We start from the raw sequence: 21,585 nt of genomic DNA on the forward strand, positions 1-21,585 counted from the left end.
CATCGAAAGAAAACATCACCGCAGCGTGGCAAGGTACGCGGCGATGTCGCGCGCGTCCTGCTCCGTCACACCCATTTCTGGCATGGCCGTGAGGCGGTCGACCTCGTGCGTATGGCGCAGCCAGCGGACCATGTTGTCGGGTGTGTTGGCCAGCTTTCCCGCAATGAGCGAGCGGCCGCCAATGCCCTCGAGCGGCGGTCCCACGTTGGGCGACGAACTGGTGACTCCGGGGATCGTGTGGCAGGCATTGCAGGCATATTGAAAAATCGCTCGCGCGCCGCGCCGCACATCGCCGGGATGCGCCGGTGCCGCACCGGACGCCGCGCCGCATGCCGGTGCGGCGAGGAGGCCCTGTACACCTGGGGGCTCTGTGCGCGTGGCCTCCGCATACTGCTGCGGCGTGAGGTCTGGCAGGCGCGCGAGGAATGCCACAACGGCCCACAAGTCTTCCTCGGACATTCTGTGTTCCCACGCCGGCATGCCGCTCATCTTGATGCCATGCCGGGTGATCCAGTAGAGCTCGCGCGGCTTCCAATGGTGGCGCGCATCCACCAGCGGGCCCGGCAGCGGCTGCATGCTCTTTCCGATGTCGCCCTGCGCCACACCCGGCGCGCCGTGACATTGCACGCACTTGTCGCGAAAACACGCGGCACCGCGCATCACCAGCCGCTCGTCGTCCAGCCGCGGCGGCTCAATGTTGCGGGCTCGCAGCTTCACCGATTGGTGCATGGCGGTTTCCAGCAGCGAATGAACCGGCTGCGTGTGCTGCACCGTGGCGGCCACGTTGTACAAGCCGCCGTACACCACCAGCGCGCCGGCCGCCGCGCCTGCAAGGCCCAGCGCGGCCACAGTGAGGAGAACGGTCTTCGGCGCACCCATCGGCAGCATTCAATTGGCGGCATTGTCCGACGCGCACCGGCGCCGGCGTGTCGGCGCAAGCCGCGTTCCGGTCCGCAGAATCGCGGCATGGTGGCCGCCCCGTCGTACTGCGCTGTCTGCCCTTGCGCCCTGTTGGTTCTGGCGCTGCTCGCGGGCGGTTGCAGGCCCGAGGAACAACACGATCGCGCGCCCTCTTCTCAGCGCGAGCGCGGGCGCTTGCTGCTGGCCCAATACCAGTGCGGCAGCTGCCACACCATTCCCGACGTGCAGGCCGCGCGCGGACGCACGGGCCCAACGCTCAGCGCGTTCGGGCGCCGCAGCTACATCGCCGGCCACGTGCCCAACGGACCCGAGCAACTGGTGCGCTGGATCGTGACGCCCGCTGCGGTGGTGCCCGGCACCACCATGCCGGCAATGGGTGTGTCGCCGGAAGACGCGCGCGACATGGCGGCGTACCTGCTGGCGCTCGAATGAAGGCCATGGCGGACGGGCAGCCCCAATCCGCCCTGCGCGCCGCGGGTCCGGTGGCGGAGATGCTGCTCGAAGTGAGCGGCGTGCTGGCTGTGGGCGGTACGTTGATCTTTGCCGGGGTGATGCTGTTGCTTGTCCTTGCCGTGCGTCGCCGCAGCGGCAGCGCCATCGACACCCGCTGGTGGATCATCGGCGGCGGCCTCGTGTTTCCGGGCGTGGTGCTGGCGGCGCTCTTCGCCTACAGCGAATGGCACCGGCCGCCGTGGAAACCCGTTCCGCCGCCCAACGCGCTGATCGTGGGGGTCACGGGCCACATGTGGTGGTGGGAAGTGCGCTATCGCGACCCCGCCACCGGCGCCGAGGTGGTCACGGCCAACGAGATCCGCATTCCGGTTGGTCGACCGGTGTACTTCGGGCTGGGCAGCGCGGACGTGATCCACAGCTTCTGGGTGCCGTCGCTCGGCGGCAAGATGGACATGCTACCCGGCCGCGTGCAGCACCTGCAACTGCAGGCCGACCGGCCCGGCACGTGGCGCGGACAGTGCGCCGAATACTGCGGCGAGCAGCATGCGCGCATGGCGCTGCACGTGGTGGCCGAAGCTCCGGCCGCGTTCGACGCCTGGCTGGCGGCGCAGGCCAAGCCCGCTGCCGCATCGGCGGCGCCGCGCGAGGTCGACCGCGGCCGCGAGGCCTTCCTGACAAATCGCTGCAACGCCTGCCACACGGTGCGCGGCGTGAGCGAAGAAAGCCGCCTCGGGCCAGACCTCACCCACGTGGGCAGCCGGTTGCACCTGGGTGCCGGCACCGTGCCCAACGACGCAGCGCAACTCGCCGCATGGGTGGCCCACACGCAGCAGTTGAAGCCGGGCGCGCGCATGCCTTCGTCGGGCGAACGCATCGAGGACGCAGACTTGCAATCGATCGCCGCCTGGCTCACGCAATTGAAATAAATGACGCAAGCCCTCGACGCCGTTTCGAACCCGCCGCCGCGCCCCGATGGAGAGCGCGAGGCGCTCGAGCGCGCATGGGCCGCGCCAACGGGATGGCGGCAGCTTTCGGCGGTGAACAACACGCGCATTGGCGTGTTCTACATCGTGACGGCCATGCTCTTCTTCGTCTTGGCCGGTGTGCTGGCGCTGATGATGCGTACGCAGCTGGCGGTGCCCGACAACGGCCTGATCGACCCGCGGACCTACAACCAGCTCTTCACGATGCACGGCACCGTGATGATGTTCCTGTTTGCAGTTCCCATCGTCGAAGCGGTGGCCGTCTACTTGCTGCCGGGCATGCTCGGCGCGCGCGACCTGCCGTTTCCGCTGCTGTCCGCCTACGCATTCTGGGCCTATGCGATCGGCGGGCTGGCTTTTTTCTGCACCATCTTCTTCGGCGTATCGCCCGACGGCGGCTGGTTCATGTACCCGCCGCTCACCGGCAAGGAATTTTCGCCCGGGCGCGGCGCCGACTGGTGGCTGCTCGGCATCGGTTTCATCGAGATCTCGGCCATTGCGGGCGCCATCGAACTGATCATTGGCATTCTCTTCACGCGCGCGCCCGGCATGACGCTCGCGCGCATGCCGATCTTTGCCTGGGCCATGCTGATCACGGCGCTGATGATCGTCATCGCCTTCCCGGCGGTGATTGCCGCCACCATGCTGCTGGAACTGGAGCGCGCGTTCGACTGGCCCTTTTTCATTCCCGCACGCGGCGGCGATCCGCTGCTGTGGCAGCACCTGTTCTGGTTCTTCGGCCACCCGGAGGTCTACATCATCTTCCTGCCCGCGGCGGGGATGGTCTCGATGATGGTGGCCACGCTCGCGGGCACGCCGCTGGTAGGCCACCGAGCGGTGGTGCTGGCGCTCATCGGCGTGGGCGTGGTGAGCTTTGCGCTCTGGGCGCATCACATGTTCACCGCGGGCCTTGGCAACCTGTCGCTGCTGGTGGTGTCCGCCGCGAGCTTCATCGTCGCCCTGCCGAGCGGCGTGCAGGTGTTCGCGTGGATCGCGACCTTCTGGCGCGGCCGCGTGATGCTCAACGCGCCGACGCTGTTCCTGCTCGGCTTTCATTTCATCTTCGTGCTGGGCGGGCTCACGGGCGTGATGGTGGCGGTGCTCCCCTTCGACTGGCAGGCGCACGACAGCTACTTCGTGGTGGCGCATCTGCACTACGTGCTGATCGGCGGCATGGTGTTTCCGGTGTTCGCGGGGTTTTACTACTGGGCGCCGCTCTTCAACGGCCATTGCCTTTCGGAGCGCTGGGGCCGCTGGGTGTTCGGCCTCATGTTCGGCGGCTTCAACCTGGCGTTCTTCCCAATGCACATCGCGGGCATGCTCGGCATGCCTAGGCGCGTGTACACCTATGGCGGCGACCTGGGCTGGAACACGCTCAACATGCTGTCGACCCTCGGCGCCTATACATTGGCGGCCGGCGTGCTGCTCTTCTTCGTCGATGCCATTCGCACGCTGCGCCGGCCCTCGCGCGACCACGGCAACCCATGGCGTGCGGGCACGCTCGAATGGCTGCCGACGCGCGAATACGGCGCGCGCAGCATTCCGCAGGTCGACTCGGACTATCCGCTGTGGAAACACCCCACGCTGCCGCAAGAGGTCGATGCCGGCCGGCACTTGCTGCCAGGCACCGTTCTCGGCGGCCGCGAAACGTTGGTGACCAGCTGGCGCGATGCCCGCCCGATGCACCTGCTGCGCCTGCCGACCGACAACTGGTGGCCGCTGGCGGCAGCCGCAGGCACAGCCGGTTTCTTTCTTCTTCTCACGGTGTCGCAAACGCTGCTTGCCCTTGCGAGCGGCGTGGTCGCGGTGGCGTGCATCCTGCGCTGGCTCTGGGATTCCGACCGTCCACCGCCCATCCCCATGGCGGACGTGGGACACGGCCTGCGACTGCCGGTCGGTGCAGAGGGCCGGGCCTCGCATTCGTGGTGGGCCATGATCGTGCTGGTCGCCGTGGACATGACGATCTTCATCTCGCTGCTGTACACCCACCTGCACCTTGCCATGGCGAGCGACGTGTGCCCGCCGCCCGGCGCCGCGCTACCGGCCGCGCGCTGGCCGGTCGGCGCGGCTCTGCTGCTCGCGGCTGGCTCCGCCGCCATGGCGCTGGCCACGCGTTCATTGCGCACGGCCGATGCGCGCAAACAGCACGGGCTGCGCCTTCTCATGGCGCTGGCCATGACCTGTGCGGCCGCCTCGGCTGCGCTCGACATCGGCGGCCATCTGCTGACCGGGCTCGAGCCGCGCGCGCAAGGCTGGAGCGCATCGGTCGGCATGCTGCTGGGCTACCAGGCCTTTCACATCGCCGTGCTGCTGCTGATGGGCGGCTATGTGCTGGTGCGCTCGTGGGCCGGCCGGCTTCAGCCCGCGGCCCGCGCGACGATCGATAACACGGCCCCGATGTGGCACTGCGTGACCGCGCAAGGCATTCTGGGAGCGCTCACGGTGCAACTGGTGCCACGGCTGCTGGGGTAGGCGCTTCTATGCGGAAGGCGCGTGGGCGCCGATCATCCAGCAGGCGGCGGTGAAGCGGACCTCCCCGCCTCGTACAAAGGGCTCGAAGGCGGTACGCACGGTTTCGATGACCTGTGAGCGCCTGTGCTCGTCGGGCTCTTCCTGAAGCATCAGGCCCACGGGGCCGAGCCGGGTGAAATAGCCGTTCAAGTCCTTCTCGGGCATCGCGCACTCGACATCCATCGGCTGGATGTCGACACCCGTCCAGCCGCTCTCCTCCAGGATGGAAGACACGCGTTCGCGGTCGGCAAAGGCGAACTGCCCCGGCGCGCCCGGCTGGCGGGCCGGCATTTTCGGCAGCAACGGTGCGGCGGCACGCTCGGCCGTCGTCATGAACGGATTTTCCGCGGGGCTGCGCCAGGCAAGGGCACGGAGTACCGCGCCGCCCCGTGCCGCCTGACGCAGGTTTTCGAAGGCCTGCACCGGGCTGTCGAAGAACATGACGCCGAAGCGCGAGATGACCATGTCGAAGCTTGCGGGCGCGAAAACGTGGCGCTGCGCGTCGGCGCAGATGAAGGCGGCCGGGGAGCTTTCGCGCCGGGCGCGTTCGCGGGCGGCGGCGATCATCGGCTCCGAGATATCGACGCCCACGCATTGCCCTTTCGCGCTAGCCAGCAACCGCGCCACTGCAAGTGTGGTGGCACCGGTGCCGCAGCCCACGTCGAGCACCCGCTGCGCGGAACCGGCGCGGACCTCGTCGACGAGCCGGTCTTCGAAGGGCTGCAATATGGCGTCGAGGGACGCTTGCGCATCGACCCAGGCGCGACCGGCGCGGCCATTCCAGAGCGCCGCCTGATCGGCTTCGGTTTGCTGTTGGTATTGCTGTTGCGTCATGTCCATGATCGTTTCTCCTTGGCTGGCCTCGAGAGGCGAAAGCTAGACTGTGCAACTTCAAGTCGACTTGAGGTCAAGAGGTGGCGACAACACATCTAGATATTTCCCAGGTGGCGCAGCAATCGGGCGTTCCCGCATCGACGCTGCGCTTCTATGAAGAAAAGGGGCTCATCGCCTCCATCGGCCGGCGCGGCCTGCGCCGCCTGTTCGATTCTGGCGTGCTGGAACAGCTAGCGCTGATTGCCGTCGGTCGCGACGCGGGCTTTTCGCTCGAGGAGATCGGGCGCATGTTCGCGCGGGACGGCAAGCCGAGCATCGACCGCAAGATGCTCGCGTCGAAAGCCGACGAACTGGACAAGACCATCCGCAAACTCAGCGCCATGCGCGACGGCCTGCGCCACGCCGCGGCCTGCCCCGCGCCCAGCCACATGGAATGCCCGACCTTCCAGCGCATCTTGCGGGCCGCGGCATCCGGGGCCGTCAAGCGATCGCCCAACCCGAAGGCAAGCCGGCAACTCCACTAAGATTCGCCCCCCCTGACTCCGCCGCCAGCCGGCATCGCCCATGACGCACTCCCTGCGCGGCGTTCTCTGTGTTGTCCTGCTTTGCCTGCCGGCCTGGGTGCTGGCATCGGAGCCCTCCCGATTCACCACCGCCCTGCGAGAGACAACGCTCGGCGGCAACGCGGCCCAGGCCTTCTTCCTCGTCGGCCTGATGCGCAGCGCCGGAGCGCCGACTGCCGAGGTGGAGGCCTTGCGCCAGGAGCTGCTGCATGCGTACGTGGGGCAGATCACCGGCCCGGCGCCGGCACCCGCGCCCCGGCCCGGCCCCTGGGCGTCCCTGAAGCGCCGGCTGCCGGGCATGGCCCCTGCCCCCGCAGACACCGTCGCCGCCGCGATCGCCCGCGGCCAAGCGCGAAGCCCCGTGCTCGACGCACCGTTTCGCGCCGCATGGCAAGGAGCACTCAACCAGGGCCTGGCCCCGCAATGGGAGACCGGCGCCGCGCGCGCTCCCTTCTTCACCTTCGAGATGCGCGACATGCAGCTCGTCGCACCCGGCCTCTGGGCCGCGCCGGCGGCCGGCGGCAAAGTCCACCTGATGCTGGCGCTGCGCCTGGTCAACACCTCGACGCAGCCGCTGCCGATATTCCGGCCCGGCATCGTCCTGGGCGGTGCGCCCGGCAGCGGTCTCGACAGCCTGGCCTTTGCCTGCGCCTGGGATCGCCCGGAGCGCCGCCTGAGCGAGATGGAGGCCAATGCAGTGACCCTGGTGCAACCCGGCGAAACATCCGCGCCCTTGGCTTGCGATGCGCAGCCCGTCCCCATGTTTTGGCGCGACCAGTTGCCCGCGCTCATAGCCGTCGGCGCCGCCGCCAAACCGCTCCTCGTGCCGCATGACCTGGACAACGCACGGCGCCTGTATCACCTGGAGGCGGCGCTTGCGGCACTCGCGCCGCAGGGCGAAGAGTGGAGCCGGCGGCTCCTGACGGCACGCCACGAGCCCGCGCGGCAGTGGGCCCCCGGCGCGAGTGCGCTGGAGCCGCCTGTCTCGAGCCGCTGGGCCGCGCAGCCCCACCAGGGCTGGAAGGGTTCGATGGAGGCGCTGAAATACTTCCTTGGCGCCACGGTCCTCGCCCTTGGCTTGTTCGCCGCCGGGCGCGGCCTGCTTCGCCTCGGCATGCCGAAGCTCGTCATATCGGCAGGCACGCTGCTGGCGGGCGCGGGCATGACCGTGCTGGCCACCGCAAGCGTGAGCAGCGGCGGCACGGGCTACGGCCATCCCCTCTTCACCGGCATTGCGCTGTGGAGCCTCTACTTCGGCCCTGTTCTCCTGTGCGTGCTGGCCTTGCACGGCCTGTTCAAGCTGCTGGACAACGAACAGATCAGCTGGTGGGACACCGTGGCCAGCGGCTGGCGCAGCGCGCTCGACCTGGCGTCCCCCACCAGCCGCGCCGAGTTCTGGGGCTTTGTCGGCCACTGCGCCTGGCTGTGGGCGCTCGCGCGTATCTGCCTCATGCCGCTGGACCGCTGGATCGGCCTCGCACTGCTGCTGCCGCTGGCGACACTGACCGTGCGCCGCGTGCGCAGCATGTCGCGCGCCGACATGACCGCATTGGCCGTGACCGCAGCCTGCGTCCTGCTGCTGGTCCTGGTTTGACCTGACGCCGCGCGCCCGACCAACTCCTACAGCACGACGGTCTCATGGCCGATGCGCCGGAAATTTTCCGCGCCGAAAGTTGCGTGTCTGGGCATTGCAACCAACGCCGTCATTCCCCAGAAATGGCGACCGGAGACTTACTTCCATGGCAAGCGCCAATTCAGTTATTTCTTCAGAGCGTGTCGAGGGAACAGCCGTCTACAACCCGGCAGGAGACAAACTCGGCAGCATCGACGATCTCATGATCGACAAGATCTCAGGTCAGGTCCGCTACGCCGTATTGGAGTTCGGCGGCTTCCTGGGCATGGGCACCGACCGCTATCCACTCCCCTGGTCCATGCTGAAGTACGACACTTCGCAAGACGGCTACGTAGTGCCGTTGACCAAGGAGCAAATCGACGGCGCGCCGCGCTACGCGAATGACCAGGTGCCGGATTACGACGACAGGTACAGCGGGACGATCGACAAGTATTACGGGTTATAGGAGGGTGCGGGCCGCGGGGTTTGGAAAGACGCCGCGGCCTATCGCTCAATCTTGAAAGCAGCCCATGGCACGCGGCAGAACGCCTCGTCGAGCGGAACAACATTCCCTTTGACCGCGAGCGTTTCTCCCGTCAGCACGTTCTCGAACCCCGCGCCTTCCAACCCTTCGGGCAACGTCACCCTTGTTCCCTGCCAAGCCGCCGCATCCGAAAGCATCGGCGCGTTGCCTTCTGCCTCGCGCGGCATTCCGGCAAACAACCGCCCGGCCATCACCAACAACGTACGCCCTTCGTGCCTGCGCGCGAAAGCCACCACGTGCCGCGCCAGCGGCCCTTCGACAGGCAACCCTTCATACCCGCCTTCGCGGAAAAGCCCCGCGCACTCGCGCCGCATCGACAGCATCCGCCAGATGAACCAGAGCTTCGCGCCGCCGTCGTGCGGCGCCGCGGCGAGCGCCTGCACGCGCGCTGGCAGGTCGGGCTCGCCTGCCATCGTCCGGAGTTGATCCAGTCGCCGGGTGCGCAGTTCATAGTCCACCGGCCGCCGGTTGTCCGGGTCGACCAGGCTCAGGTCGATGAGCTCGCTGCCTTGGTACAGATCGGGCACGCCGGGTGAGGCGTACTTGAGCAGCGTGAGGGTCAGGCCGTTCCATGCGCCGAACCACGACAGCCGATCGGCCATGCGCTGGATGTCCGCGAGGCAGCCGCTTTCCGATCGGTCCGACAGGATGCGCTGCACCAAGCTTTCGAGCGCCCCCTCGTACTGAGGCTCGGGCTGGGTCCAGCGCGTGTGGAGCTTGGCTTCGCGCGCGGCCTTCTGCATGTACTGCCAGATGCGCGCGGCGTATGCCGGCACTGCGTCCGCATCGAGGCCGCCGAACGGCAAAGTGCCCAGCAGGGTCTGGTAGAGCAGGTATTCGTCGGCGCGTGAAGGTGCGGCAGCCTCCTGCCCGCCGCAGCAGAGCGCATGCCAGCGCGCGAGCGCATCGCGCCACTCGCCGGGTATTTCGGAGAGCACGTCGATGCGGTTGCGAACGTCTTCCGAACGCTTGTTGTCGTGCGTCGAAGTCGCAAGCATGGTGTGCGGCCAGTGCCGCGCGCGGTCGGCGCTGAGCAAGTGAAACTCCGGCACGTCGAAGCCGAAGTGATCGGGCTCGCCGCCCACTTCGTTCAGCGAACTGAGCGGAAAGTAGCGATAGAACGAGGTGTCCTCCACGCCCTTGGCCGCCACCGGTGCGCTGAACTGCTGGAAGCGCATCGCGAAGCGGCGCACGCGTTCGGCCAGCGCGGGCGTCGCATGCTCGGCCGCTTCGCCGCGCAGCGCGCGGCGCACAAAAGCAAACACCGAGCGGTCGGCGTCGCGGCTCTGGCGTTCGGCCGACTCGGTGGCAGCTTCAATGAAATGCGCGTCCTGCGCGGAGGGCGCATCGACGATGTAGGTGCGGTACACGGGCATGCACGCCGCCACGCCGGTGAGCGCGCGGCGCAATGCATTGAGCGTGTAGTCGCGCGTACTGCGGTCGGCCCGCGCAATCCTGAGCAGTTCTGTGGAGAGCACGTTCAGTTCCGACGACAGCGCATTGCGGATGACCTCGCGCTTGCTCGACCGGGCCACGGCATCGAACTCTTGCGTCTCGCCCGTGAACTCATGCCAGGTCTTGCGCAAGGCGCCCGCCGCGGTGATGTCGACCAGCACGCCGTTGGCCACGTTCGCAAAGCGGTAGCCGGTGGTGCCGTGCACATGCCATTGCACAGGCACTTCTTCTTCCGATGCGGCGATCTTCTCGGCCACCACGTAGAGCGGGCGCGGCGGACGGCCGTCCGCGTCCATGGTGGCCGGCAGCACGATACCCGCGCGGCGCGCATAGCCTTCCTGCAGTTGCCGGAAGTAGCGCGCGGGGTCGTAGAGGCCGTCGGGGTGGTCGATGCGCAAGCCGTCCACCACGCCGGCCGCCGCCAGGTCGAGCGCGAAGGACTGCGTGGCCTCGAACACCTCGTCGCGCTCCATGCGCACCGCCGCCAGGTCGTTGATGTCGAAGAAACGCCGGTAGTTGATTTCGTCGGCCGCCACGCGCCAGTAGGAGAGCCGGTAGGCCTGCACGTCGATGAGCTTGTGCAGATCGTCGCGGGCCTCGGGCGAACTCAGGTTGAGCTCGGCCACGGCCGCCAGCACGGCGCGCGCCAACGACGGATGCGCCTGCGCCAGATGCGCGAGCCGCGCCTTGAACAGCTCCTTGTCGCGCACGCGCTCCGTGCACTCGGCGGTCGTTTGCGCGTGCTGGCCGGGCAGGTGCCCAAAGGCAGTCGAGAGGCTGGCCAATTGCGCCGTGAGCGCCGGGTCCTTCAGGTGCGGCAGCGCGCGCGCCAGCACCACGGGGTAGCTTTCCGGCGCAAGCGGAAACCGGTGGTCGAAGTAGCGCAGCGCAAAGCTGCCCTCCGCCGCCTCGAAATGCAGCACCAGCTCTCCGCTGGAAAGCACCTCGCCGTAATGGCCGCCAAGCACTGGCAGCAGAACCTTGCCAGCCAGTTCCTTGTTGAGCGGCTGCCAGTCGATGTCGAAATGATGCGCGAACAGCGAGGCCGGGCCGTTCTCCAGTACGTCCATCCACCAAGCGTTGTCGGCGCCGAGCACGCCCATGTGGTTGGGCACCATGTCCAGCAGCTGCCCCAGGCCGTGCGCGTGCAGTGCTTCGACGAAGCGTGCGAATCCTTCGGCGCCGCCGAGCTCGGGGTTGATCTCGGCATGGGCCACCACGTCGTAGCCGTGCGTGCTGCCGGCGCGCGCCCGCTGGATCGGCGAGCAATACACGTGGCTCACGCCAAGCTGCGCAAGATAGGGCAGCACGCGAATCGCGTCATCGAAGCCGAAGCCTTGGTGAAACTGCAGGCGGTAGGTGGCCCTCGGCACGCGCGCCTGCAGCCGCTGGGGCGTCGGCTCCGCGCCCATGGTGCGGCGCGGGCGCGCCGTGCGCAGGCGCTCCGAGAGGCCCTTCATCGCATCGCCGGCCACGAGTTCCTGCACCGTCGGTGCCAGCTTGCGCCGCCAGTTGGGATGCGTGTCGGTGGTACCGGGCATGTTGGCCTGGTCTACTTCCCCGGCCACGTCCTCCAGCTGAAACACCATCAGCGCCGACGGCGCCGCGGCAAGAAAGGCATGCACCGCCTGCATGGTGCGCGTTGAAGGCGTGGCATGCGCCAGCGCCTGCGCCGCTTCGTCTTGCGACAGCAGGCCCGCCTCGCGCACCGCCAGCAGCAAGCGGATGCGCTCCTGCGCACGGCCGAGCAGCTGCGCGTCGAACAAACGCGGATCGGGAAAGAGCCCGAGCGCCAGCCGCAGCCGAAGGTCATGGCCCGACCACCAGCCGGACAGCGTGGCCAGGTCGTGCGTGCTGATGGCGACCAACGCCGCCGCGGGATAGGTCTCGGGGGGTGTGAAGCCGCCGTCCTGCTGCTTCTCGAAGTACAGCAGCCGGTACGACAGCACGTCGGCGCGCGCGAGCGCTTCACGCATCGCGTCTTCCACTGTGCCCAGATCTTCGCCCACCACCATGCAACTGTTTCGATGGCTCTCCAACGCCACGATGGCGAGCATCTCCTCCACCGGGTAGCGGACGTAGGCGCCGTCATGCGCGGTGCGGCCCGGCGGGATCCAGAACAGGCGCATCAGGCCCATCACGTGGTCGATGCGCAGCGCGCCCGCATGCCGCATGTTGGCGCGCAGCATCTGGACGAAGGGCTCGTAGTGATGGGTGCGAAGCCGGTCAGGGCGCAGCGGCGGCAGGCCCCAGTTCTGTCCCGCGGGATTGAACTCGTCGGGCGGTGCGCCGATGCTGGCGCCGACCGCGAAGCAATGCTGCGACGTCCATGCGTCGGACCCGCCGCGGTCCGCCGAAACGGCCAGGTCCAGGTAGAGCCCGATGCCCATGCCGAGCGCCGTGCAGCGCTTGCCGGCGCGTGCCAGCTGGCAATCTGCGATCCATTGCAAATACTGGTGATACTGAAGGCGGCTCTCGTGCTGCGCCTCGAAGGCCTTCACCTCGGGCGAATCGACCTCGCGGTAGGCTTCGGGCCATGCGAGCCAGCCCCAGCAGTGCGGATCGGCCGCGGCAAAGTGGGCCTGCAGCGCCTCGAAAAGCGCATGCCGCCGCAGCGGTTCGCCATGCGCGGACACAAAGGCAAGGAACGCCTCGCCTCTTTCATCGGGCGCACCGGCCGGCGACAAGTGATGCGAGCGAAAGTGCTCGAACAGCAGCTCCAGCACTTCGAACTTTACGGCCGCGACGCCGGCATGGTCGACCATTGGCGCAGCCCGGAGCGCCGCGAGGCGGCCCTGGAACTCAGGCGACTCCACGCGCCGGCGCGCGGCTTCGCAGTGCGCAAAATCATCGGCCGCTTCCACGTCGATGTACAGCACGTTGAGCCACTGCCGGGACGACGGGCTGTAGGGGCTGGCGCGCAGCGGGTCGGTGGGGAACAGCGCATGCAGCGGGTTGAGCCCGACCACGTCGGCGCCCTGCCCGGCCATGCCGTCGATCAACGCCTCCAGGTCGCCGAAGTCGCCCATGCCCCAGTTGCGTTGCGAGCGCAGCGCATACAGCTGCACCGCCGGCCCCCACACCCGGCCGCCATCGCGCACCGCGGGCGGCCGGTAGCAGCGGCCCGGCGATGCGACCACCAGGGTGCGGCCCACCAGGCCATCGATGTGAAGCCAGTGATAACCGGGCGCGAGCGGCTCCGTGAGTTCCATCGTGCAGCAGCCATGCGGCCATGGCTGTGCGTCGGCTTCGCCCTGGCGCGAACGCCCTTCCTCGTCGCTCAACCGCCAATGCAGCCTGCCGGAAAGATGCGGCAGCTGCAGCGACCAGTGCCGCGCATCCGCTTGCACCACCAGCACCGGCGGCATGGCGGGAACGGGCGACGAACCGGCGGCGTCCACTTCGGCGGCCCCCGCATGCACGCCGAACTCGCCCAGCAGCGCTGCCAGGCTCTCGGGCGTGGCGTGGCGCTGCGTTCCAAACGCATCCACATAGGCGGGCGAAATGCCGTGGTGCCGGCACAGGCGTTCCAGCGCGCCGTGGTCCCAGTGGCTCGGATCAGTCAACGCCCATGTCCTCCAGCGTCGCATGCACGGCGCCGCGCTCGAGCCGCAGGCCCGCTGCATCGGCCGCGGAGCCCGTGCTGTAGATCACTGCGCCGGGCGGTGCCGCAGCTTGCACGGCCGTCTGCGTGCCAAGGTTGGAGACCAGATGAAGACGCTTTTCGCCCAGCTCCCAATCGAGCTGGATGACGCCTGCTTCAACGCGATGGTTTCCCGCACGATGCGCACCCGCCAGATGCGGCACCAACAGCCGATAGCGCACGTCGAGCAACTGCTGCACTTCGCACAGCCGCGCAAAGTGCGGTCGCGTGCCCCGCTCGCGCCACCGCAGCTTCGACGCAAGGAACGTCTCCTCGGCATTGGGATCGGGAATGCGTGCGCGGGCCGCTTCGTCGGCAAAGGCCGCGAAGCCGCCGAACTCTGCGCGGCGCCCTTCGGCCACCGCAGAAGCAAGCTCGGGCCCGAAGTCGCAAAAATAAAGGAATGGCGAAGAGGCCGAGAACTCGTCGCCCATGAAGAACATGGGCACGTGCGGCGACAACAGCAGGCAGGCGAACGCGGCGCGCACCAGCACCGGGTCGCCCAGCGTATGAATGCGCTCGCCGAACGCGCGGTTGCCCACCTGGTCATGGGTCTGCAGGTAAGACACGAAGGCCGTGGGCGGCAACTGCGTGCTGGGTTCGCCCCGCGGCTCCCCGCCGCGAAAAGCCGACGGCTGCCCCTGGTAAATGAAACCCTCGGCCAGCGCGCGCGCAAAGCCGGCTGCCGGGTCGTCGGCATAGTCCGCGTAGTAGCCGTCGCCTTCGCCAGTGGCCAGTGTGTGCACCGCATGGTGAAGATCGTCATTCCATTGCGCAGTGCCGGCGATGGGCCGGCCGCTGCCGTCGCGCGCGAGCATCGAGGCCTGGTTGGCGTCGTTCTCCAGGACCAGATGCACGTGCCTTTCGCGCGCGGGGCCGGCGTCCAGCGCCTCGCGAATCTCCTGCACGATGTGCTTGGGAGAGGTATCGCGAATGGCGTGGATCGCATCCATGCGCAGGCCGTCGACGTGGAACTCTTCCACCCAGTACAGCGCGTTGTGGATGAAAAAGTCGCGCACGGTGCGCGAGTGCGGGCCGTCGAAGTTCATGGCCGAACCCCAGGGCGTGCGCTCCGCCGTATTGAAGAACTCGGGGCAGCACGCATGCAGGTAGTTGCCCTCGGGGCCGAAGTGGTTGTAGACCACGTCGACCAGCACCATGAGCCCCAGCGCATGTGCGGCGGCAACCAGCGCCTTGAGATCCTCCGGCGGGCCGTAGCTCGCGTCCGGCGCGAACTGCAGCACGCCGTCGTAGCCCCAGTTGCGCGCGCCCGGAAAATCCGCGAGCGGCATGAGCTCGACTGCGGTGATGCCGAGTTCCGCCAATTCGCGGAGCCGCTCGCGCGTGGCGTTGAAGGTGCCTTCCTCGGTGAAGGTACCGACGTGCAGCTCGTACACCACGGCCTCATGCCACGGGCGGCCGCGCCATTCGGCATCGGTCCAGTTGAAGCGGACGGGATCGACGATCTGGCTCGGCTTGTGCACGTCTTGCGGGTTGAAGCGCGAGGCTGGGTCAGGCATGGTGATGCCGTCGGGCAGGCGGTAGGCATAGCTGTCGCCATGGTGCGCATCGGCCAGCGTGAGACGGTGCCAGCCATCGGCGCTGCGCTGCATGGCGTGCGACACAGTCGCTGCTCCGGCGGGCGTGTACAGCAGCAAGATGTCGTTGGCCGAAGGCGCCCAAAGCGCGAAGTCAACGCCGCCGCCATGCACCGTGGCGCCAAAGGGCATTGCGTGGACACGTTTCATGGCCGCACGTCCGGCCGGCTCAGCACCACCAGCGAGCGGCACTGCAGCGGGTAAGCGGGCTCCGACCAGGCGGGTGCAAGCGCGGCCACGTCTTCGGTGGCGGGCGGCGGCGTGCCGCTGGCTGTGTCGAGCAGCAAACGCCAGGCGCCATAACGTGCGGCCGGCAGCGTGAACGAAATCTCGTCGTGATGCGCGTTGAACAGCACCAGAAAATCGTCGTCGTGCTGCGCCTCGCCGCGCGGTCCGCGGTCGGCGATGCCGCCGCCCGACATGTACATCGCCAGGCAACGGGCGTTGGCATCGCTCCAGTCCTCGGGGCGCATTTCGGCGCCGTCGGGCTTGAGCCAGACCACGTCCGTCACGCTCTCGGCCTCAGAGGGCTTGCCGGCAAAGAAGCTGCGCCGCCGGAACGAAGGATGCGCGCGCCGCAGCGCGATGGTGCGCTCCACGAAGGTGATGAGCGCCTGGCGTTCCGGCGTGGGCGTCCAGTCGATCCAGCTGATGTCGTTGTCCTGGCAATAGGCGTTGTTGTTGCCGTTCTGCGTGTGGCCGCGTTCGTCGCCGGCCAAGATCATCGGAACACCTTGCGACAGCAGCAACGTGGCAAGCAGGTTGCGCTTCTGGCGTTCGCGCAGGCTTTCGATCTCCGGGTCCGTGGTCGGCCCCTCGGCACCGCAGTTCCATGAGATGTTGTGGCTGTTGCCGTCGCGGTTGTCCTCGCCGTTGGCCTCGTTGTGCTTCTCGTTGTAGGAGACCAGGTCGTTGAGCGTGAAGCCATCGTGCGCGGTGATGAAATTGATGCTCGCATTGGGCCGCTTGCCCGACCAGCCATAGAGATCTTCCGAGCCCGAAAGCCGTTTGCCGACCTCGCCGATCACGCCCGGATCGCCTTTCCAGAAGCCGCGCATGCCGTCGCGATAGCGGTCGTTCCACTCGGCCCATCCGAGCGGAAAGTTGCCCACCTGGTAGCCGCCGTGCCCCAGGTCCCAGGGCTCGGCAATGAGCTTGACGCGGTTGAGCGTCGGGTCCTGCCGGATCGCGTCGAAGAAGCCGCCCAGGTTCTCGACCTTGCCGGCTTCGCGTGCGAGCGCCGAGGCCAGGTCGAAGCGGAACCCGTCGACGTGCATCTCCTCCGCCCAGTAGCGCAGCGAATCCATCACCAGCTGCAGGGCATGCGGATGCTCGAGGTTGACGGTGTTGCCGCAACCCGTGAAGTCGTCGTAGTAGCGCCGCCGCTCGGCGTTGACGATGTAGTAGGAGGCGTTGTCCACGCCGCGCATCGAGAGCGTGGGCCCGAGCTGGTTGCCTTCGCAGGTGTGGTTGTAGACCACGTCGAGGATCACCTCGATGCCCGCCGAGTGCAGCGTCTTCACCATGGTTTTGAACTCCTTCACCTTGCCCGAGGCGCTGTAGCGCATCTCGGGGGCGAAGTAGGCCAGCGAGTTGTAGCCCCAGTAGTTCTGCAGGCCCTTCTCGGCCAGGTGCCGGTCGTTCAGGAAGCTGTGCACCGGCAGCAGTTCGATGGTGGTCACGCCCAGGCGCTTCAGGTAGTCGACCACGGGCGCGCAGCACAGGCCGCCGTAGGTGCCGCGCAGCTCGGGCGGAACATCGGGGTGGCGCATGGTGAAGCCGCGCACGTGCAGCTCGTAGATCACCATGTCCTGCCAGGGCACCGACGGCCGGTGGTCGTTGCCCCAGGTGAAGGCGGGCTCCAGCACGCGGCCCTTCGGCACCAGCGGCGCGCTGTCGCGGCGGTCGAACGAAAGGTCTTCGCGCTTGCTGCCTACCGTGTAGCCGTAGAGCGCATCGCCCCAACGCAGCTCGCCCACCGTGTCTTTCGCATAAGGGTCGACCAGCAGCTTGTGCGGATTGAAGCGGTGCCCCTCTTCCGGCTTGTACGGCCCATGCACCCGGTAGCCGTAGGCCTGCCCGGGACGCGCCTCGGGCAGGTAGCAGTGCCACACACCGTCGGTGCGCTCCCGGATCTGAATGCGCTGGTGTTCATGGCGGCCCTTCTCGTCGAAGAGGCACAGCTCCACGCCTTGCGCGTGCTGCGAAAAAAGCGCGAAATTCACTCCTTCGCCGTCCCAGTTGGCGCCCCGCGGATAAGGGCGTCCCGGCCACACGGCCGTGATCGAATTGCGTTGGCTGCGTGTCATCAAATTGGAATGTGGGAGAGAAAAATGTCAACGCGGCGGCCGCTCGTCGTGCGGACCTTTGGGCGGGATGTTGTCCTTCGGCAGGCGCGGCCACCAGCGCTCGATCTGCTCCGCGGCCCAGTCCTTGCCTGCCAGCCCGAAGGCCAGTGCCAGGGCAAACACCACGCCGGCCAGCACCACCAGGAAGCTTTCGCGCACGATGTCGCCGCCAACCTTCACCTGGTCGAGCGCGATCAAGATGACGAAAGCCATGACGGCATAGCGCGCGATCTGCCCCAGCAGCACGGCATCGCGCATTTGCGCGCCGCGAAAGTAGCTCGACACCGCCTCTCCCACGAAGCGGGCGAAATACGAACCGAAGGCCAACACCAGCAAGGCCACAAAGAGATTCGGCACGAACCACACCACGCGCCCGAGCAAGTCGGCGATGTAGCTCAGGCCCATGCCGTTGAACGCCATCAGCAGCGCAGCCAGAATGACCAGCCAATACGCCAGCACGCCGAATAGGCTGCTGGTGTCGCCGGGCCAACCGCCCTGGCGCAGGAAGTTGTCCAGTCCGGCGCGTTCGGTCAGCACGTTGAAATTGATGGCGCGCAACGCCTTGGTCACCGCAAAACGCACCGTCTTGGCAATGAGCCAGCCGGCGAGCACCACGACCAGCGCAATGGCCAGGCGGGGCACGAAGGCTCCAACCTGGTAGAGCATTGCGTTCAGCGGCTCCAGGTGAATGCCAAATCTGTCCATGTTTCTCTCCGGTGCGTGATTGCGGTTGCGAGTGCGGTTGCGGTGGCAAACGAAAGCGGTGGATGCGGTGCAAGCATCAACCGGGCCGCTCCGCCTGCAAGATCGCGAGCACGCCGTTCAACGGCACCTGTGCCCAGTCGGCGCGGTTGTTGAGTTCGTAGCGAAGCTCGTACAGCGCCTTCTCGAGCTCGAACAGCGCGAGCAGTTCGGTGTCGATGCGCGCCGCGCCACTCTCCTCGCCAAACACCCCTGTATAGCCGTCCATGAAGGCCTGGCGTGCGGCCTGCTCCCAGCCGGCCGCGGCCGGCGCGAGGTAGGCAGCTTCTTCCGCGCTTTGGGCCACACGCCGGAGGGCCGACCATCGCGCGTAGTTAAACGAGCGCAGCATGCCGGCCACGTCGCGCAGCGGCGATCCCTTGGCCCGGCGCTCGTCGAAGCCGCGGGCCGGTTCGCCCTCGAAATCGATGATCACGAAATCGTTGTCCCGCAGCAGCACTTGGCCCAGGTGGAAGTCACCGTGGTAACGGCTCTTGATGGCGCCCTGCGCCCGTGGCTTGCGCGCGTCGACCGCCGCCAGCAGCGCGTCTTCCATTGCAAGCAGTGCCTGCGCATCGGGCTGTGCCGCGGCCGGCAGCTGACCAACCCTTTCGCGCAGCAGCCCCAACGTGGCACTGGCGTCGGCCCTTGCCTGCGCGGTGTAGCGCGCGATGTCTTCGGCCAGCAGCGCCTCGGGGTCGAACGCTGCCGCGCCGGTGCGCATCGACAGCGCCTGATGCAGCTCCGCCGTGCGCCGGCCCAGCGTGGCCATGAGCGCGAGAAAGCCGCCGTGCACCGCAACGGGGTTGGGCAGCGCACCGCTGGTGGTGGCGAAATCGCGCAGAAAGCGCTCCAGGTAGCCCAGCGTGTGGTCCCAACCGTCGCCCTGGTTCGACACATAGGACTGCACCATCGCCAGTGTCATGGTGCGGCCGTCGTTGCCGGTGTATTCGAGCGCGCCCAGCACCGGCACGCAGTGCGGATACTTGGCCACCTCGGTCAGGAAGCGACCCATCTCCAGTTCGGGGTTGAGGCCTTCGCGCAGGTGCCGGTAGCCCTTGAGGAACAGGGTCTCGTCCACCGTCACGACGGTGTTGCTGCTCACGCCGCTCGGACGCCCGACCGGCAGGCTGGCAATGTCGCGGCCCATCGCGGCAAAGGCGGCCGTCGCGCGGAACCGCATCCGCCCGTTGGCGGTTTCCAGTTCCATGCCGCTGCGGATGGCCTGCAAGAGCGCGCGGCAAAACGCCTCGTCGTAGAACGCATCGCCCATCAGCCCCACCTGCGCCTGCTGCCGCACCTTGGCGAGCGCCGCCTGCGCAACGCCGGCCATGCGCTCTTCATCGCGCTCTTCCCAGGCCAGCGCCAGCGGCATGAAATACGTGGCACCGCCGGGCGGGCCGTCGAGTTCGAGCAGGGGCAGCATCCAGCTCAGCGGGCCGACCTCCCAGATGACGTGGTCTGCCAGGCGCGCCCGTTCGATGGTGGTGCCCTTCGACGCATACCAGCGCTGGATCTCGATGTGGCGAGGCAGCGTCTCCAGCTCGAACTGATTGCGCATGCGCTCGGACATGCCGATGCGCCACGGCATCACGCGGTCGCGGAAGAAGCTGGTCCAGCCGTCGAACAGCACCAGCGTGGGCCACTCCTGCAGCGCCACGCCCTCCTGGTGCCAGCTTGGCATTTCGGCGTCGGACGTGAGCCTGAACCAGTAAAAGCCGTACGAGGCCAACGTGAGCAGGTATGGCAGTTCGCCAATGGGCGGAAACGGCGCGCGGCCCAGCATCTCGATGGGCACGCGGCCCTTGAACGCTGACAGGTCGAGCTCCACCGGCTGCGCGGCGCGCGAGAGGTTGAACACCGTCAGGATGATGTCGTCGCCGTACTCGCTCAGGTAGGCCAGGATCTTGCGGTTGCCCGGCTTCAGGAAGCGCCGCTTGCCGCGGCCGAAGGCATGGCTGGTCTTGCGCACTGCGAGCATGCGCTTGGTCCAGTTGAGCAGTGAGCTGCTGTCGCGCGCCTGCGCCTCCACGTTGAGCGCCTCGTAGCCGAACATCGGGTCCATGATGGGCTGCAGGTACAGGCGCTGCGGGTCGGCGCGCGAGAAGCCGGCATTGCGGTCGGGGCTCCACTGCATGGGCGTGCGCACGCCGTTGCGGTCGCCCACGAACACGTTATCGCCCATGCCGATCTCGTCGCCGTAGTAGATGATGGGCGAGCCCGGCATCGAAAGCAGCATGCCGTTCATGAGCTTCACGCGGTCGATGTCGTTTTCCATCAGCGGCGCCAGGCGCCGGCGGATGCCCAGGTTGATGCGCGCACGCATGTCGGCGGCATACATGGTGTACATGTAGTCGCGCTCCTTGCTTGTCACCATCTCGAGCGTGAGCTCGTCGTGGTTGCGCAGGAAGATCGCCCACTGGCAGCCCTCGGGAATGTCCGGCGTCTGCTGCATGATCTCCACGATGGGGTGCCGGTCTTCCTGTGCAATGGCCATGTACATGCGCGGCATCAGCGGAAAGTGGTACGCCATGTGGCACTCGTCGCCATCGCCGAAGTATTCACGCACGTCTTCCGGCCACATGTTGGCTTCGGCCAGGAGGAATCGGTTCTTGTACTGCGCATCGATGGCGGCGCGCACCTTCTTGATCACCGCATGGGTCTCGGGCAGGTTCTCGTTGCTGGTGCCGTCGCGCTCCACCAGGTAGGGAATCGCGTCCAGGCGAAAGCCGTCCACCCCCATGTCGAGCCAGAAGCGCATCACCTTGAAGATGGCTTCCAGCACAGCGGGGTTGTCGAAGTTCAGGTCCGGCTGGTGGCTGAAGAAGCGGTGCCAGTAGTAGGCCTTGGCCACCGGGTCCCAGGCCCAGTTCGAGGTCTCCGTGTCGGTGAAGATGATGCGCGTGCCCTGGTAGATCTGGTCGGTATCGCTCCACACGTAGAAGTCGCGCTCGGGCGAGCCGGCGGGCGCACGGCGCGCGGCCTGGAACCAGGGGTGGTCGCTCGAGGTGTGGTTGATGACCAGCTCGGTGATCACGCGCAGCCCGCGCTCGTGCGCGGCGTCAAGCATCTCGCGGAAATCGTCGAGCGTGCCGTACTGCGGGTTCACGTCTTCGTAGGCCGAAATGTCGTACCCGTCGTCGCGCAGCGGCGAGGGGTAGAACGGCATCAGCCAGATGGTGTTGACGCCCAGTTCCTTCACGTAGTCGAGCTTGGCCGTCACGCCCTTGAAGTCGCCCATGCCATCGTTGTTCGAGTCGAAGAACGCCTTGACGTTGAGCTGGTAGATCACCGCGTCGCGGTACCACAGCGGGTCGTCGCTGATGTCGATTTCGACCGTTTCTAGTGCAATGTGGGAGACGGGAGCGTTCATGGGCGC

The 21,585-nt window shown here is 67.4% G+C and carries 13 protein-coding genes; 6 read left to right on the forward strand and 7 right to left on the reverse strand.

Annotated features, from left to right (window positions below; translation table 11 throughout):
- Positions 1–15 precede the first annotated feature (15 nt).
- Positions 16–879 carry a c-type cytochrome gene (locus tag J2X92_RS06685; protein ID WP_307574403.1) on the reverse strand — a complete coding sequence of 288 codons (864 nt, stop codon included), beginning with the start codon at positions 877–879 and terminating at the stop codon, positions 16–18.
- Between the two features lie 87 nt (positions 880–966).
- Here J2X92_RS06685 and J2X92_RS06690 point away from each other — a divergent pair, with 87 nt between their 5' ends.
- From J2X92_RS06690 to J2X92_RS06700, 3 genes are read left to right on the forward strand one after another with little or no spacing between them, the layout of a single operon-like run.
- A complete protein-coding gene (locus J2X92_RS06690) occupies positions 967–1,353 on the forward strand; it encodes a c-type cytochrome (RefSeq protein WP_307574404.1) in 387 nt (128 codons plus the stop codon).
- Positions 1,350–2,300 carry a cytochrome c oxidase subunit II gene (locus J2X92_RS06695; protein WP_307574406.1) on the forward strand — a complete coding sequence of 317 codons (951 nt, stop codon included), beginning with the start codon at positions 1,350–1,352 and terminating at the stop codon, positions 2,298–2,300. The genes J2X92_RS06690 and J2X92_RS06695 overlap by 4 nt, the downstream gene beginning before the upstream one ends.
- Entirely contained in the window at positions 2,301–4,829 is a 2,529-nt protein-coding gene (locus J2X92_RS06700) for a cbb3-type cytochrome c oxidase subunit I (protein WP_307574407.1), read from the forward strand.
- A 6-nt stretch (positions 4,830–4,835) separates the two neighbouring features.
- On the opposite strand, the gene J2X92_RS06705 is transcribed toward J2X92_RS06700, so the two are convergent.
- Positions 4,836–5,708 carry a class I SAM-dependent methyltransferase gene (locus J2X92_RS06705; protein WP_307574408.1) on the reverse strand — a complete coding sequence of 291 codons (873 nt, stop codon included), beginning with the start codon at positions 5,706–5,708 and terminating at the stop codon, positions 4,836–4,838.
- 74 nt (positions 5,709–5,782) lie between these two features.
- Between J2X92_RS06705 and J2X92_RS06710 the strand changes: the two genes are divergently transcribed.
- From J2X92_RS06710 to J2X92_RS06720, 3 genes are all read left to right on the forward strand, one after another.
- A complete protein-coding gene (locus J2X92_RS06710; protein WP_307574409.1) occupies positions 5,783–6,226 on the forward strand; it encodes a helix-turn-helix domain-containing protein in 444 nt (147 codons plus the stop codon).
- Between the two features lie 40 nt (positions 6,227–6,266).
- Positions 6,267–7,859, forward strand: coding sequence for a hypothetical protein (locus tag J2X92_RS06715; protein WP_307574410.1), 1,593 nt, complete (start codon positions 6,267–6,269; stop codon positions 7,857–7,859).
- Positions 7,860–8,004: 145 nt separating this feature from the next.
- Positions 8,005–8,343: a PRC-barrel domain-containing protein gene (locus tag J2X92_RS06720; RefSeq protein WP_307574411.1), complete on the forward strand. Its 339-nt coding sequence runs from the start codon at positions 8,005–8,007 to the stop codon at positions 8,341–8,343.
- Positions 8,344–8,381: 38 nt separating this feature from the next.
- On the opposite strand, the gene J2X92_RS06725 is transcribed toward J2X92_RS06720, so the two are convergent.
- From J2X92_RS06725 to treS, 5 genes are all read right to left on the reverse strand, one after another.
- Positions 8,382–13,442 (reverse strand): malto-oligosyltrehalose synthase, encoded by a 5,061-nt coding sequence (locus J2X92_RS06725; protein WP_307574413.1) that lies wholly within the window; start codon positions 13,440–13,442, stop codon positions 8,382–8,384.
- Entirely contained in the window at positions 13,435–15,267 is a 1,833-nt protein-coding gene (gene treZ / locus J2X92_RS06730) for a malto-oligosyltrehalose trehalohydrolase (RefSeq protein ID WP_307574415.1), read from the reverse strand. The genes J2X92_RS06725 and treZ overlap by 8 nt, the downstream gene beginning before the upstream one ends.
- Positions 15,264–17,426, reverse strand: a complete 2,163-nt coding sequence (gene glgX, locus J2X92_RS06735; RefSeq protein WP_307574416.1) for a glycogen debranching protein GlgX — start codon at positions 17,424–17,426, stop codon at positions 15,264–15,266. The genes treZ and glgX overlap by 4 nt, the downstream gene beginning before the upstream one ends.
- Before the next feature lie 27 nt (positions 17,427–17,453).
- Positions 17,454–18,170: a mechanosensitive ion channel family protein gene (locus tag J2X92_RS06740; protein WP_307574418.1), complete on the reverse strand. Its 717-nt coding sequence runs from the start codon at positions 18,168–18,170 to the stop codon at positions 17,454–17,456.
- A 76-nt stretch (positions 18,171–18,246) separates the two neighbouring features.
- Positions 18,247–21,579 carry a maltose alpha-D-glucosyltransferase gene (gene treS, locus J2X92_RS06745; RefSeq protein WP_307574420.1) on the reverse strand — a complete coding sequence of 1,111 codons (3,333 nt, stop codon included), beginning with the start codon at positions 21,577–21,579 and terminating at the stop codon, positions 18,247–18,249.
- Between the last annotated feature and the right edge of the window lie 6 nt (positions 21,580–21,585).

Source organism: Variovorax paradoxus (assembly GCF_030811855.1).
Lineage (GTDB): Bacteria > Pseudomonadota > Gammaproteobacteria > Burkholderiales > Burkholderiaceae_C > Variovorax > Variovorax paradoxus_L.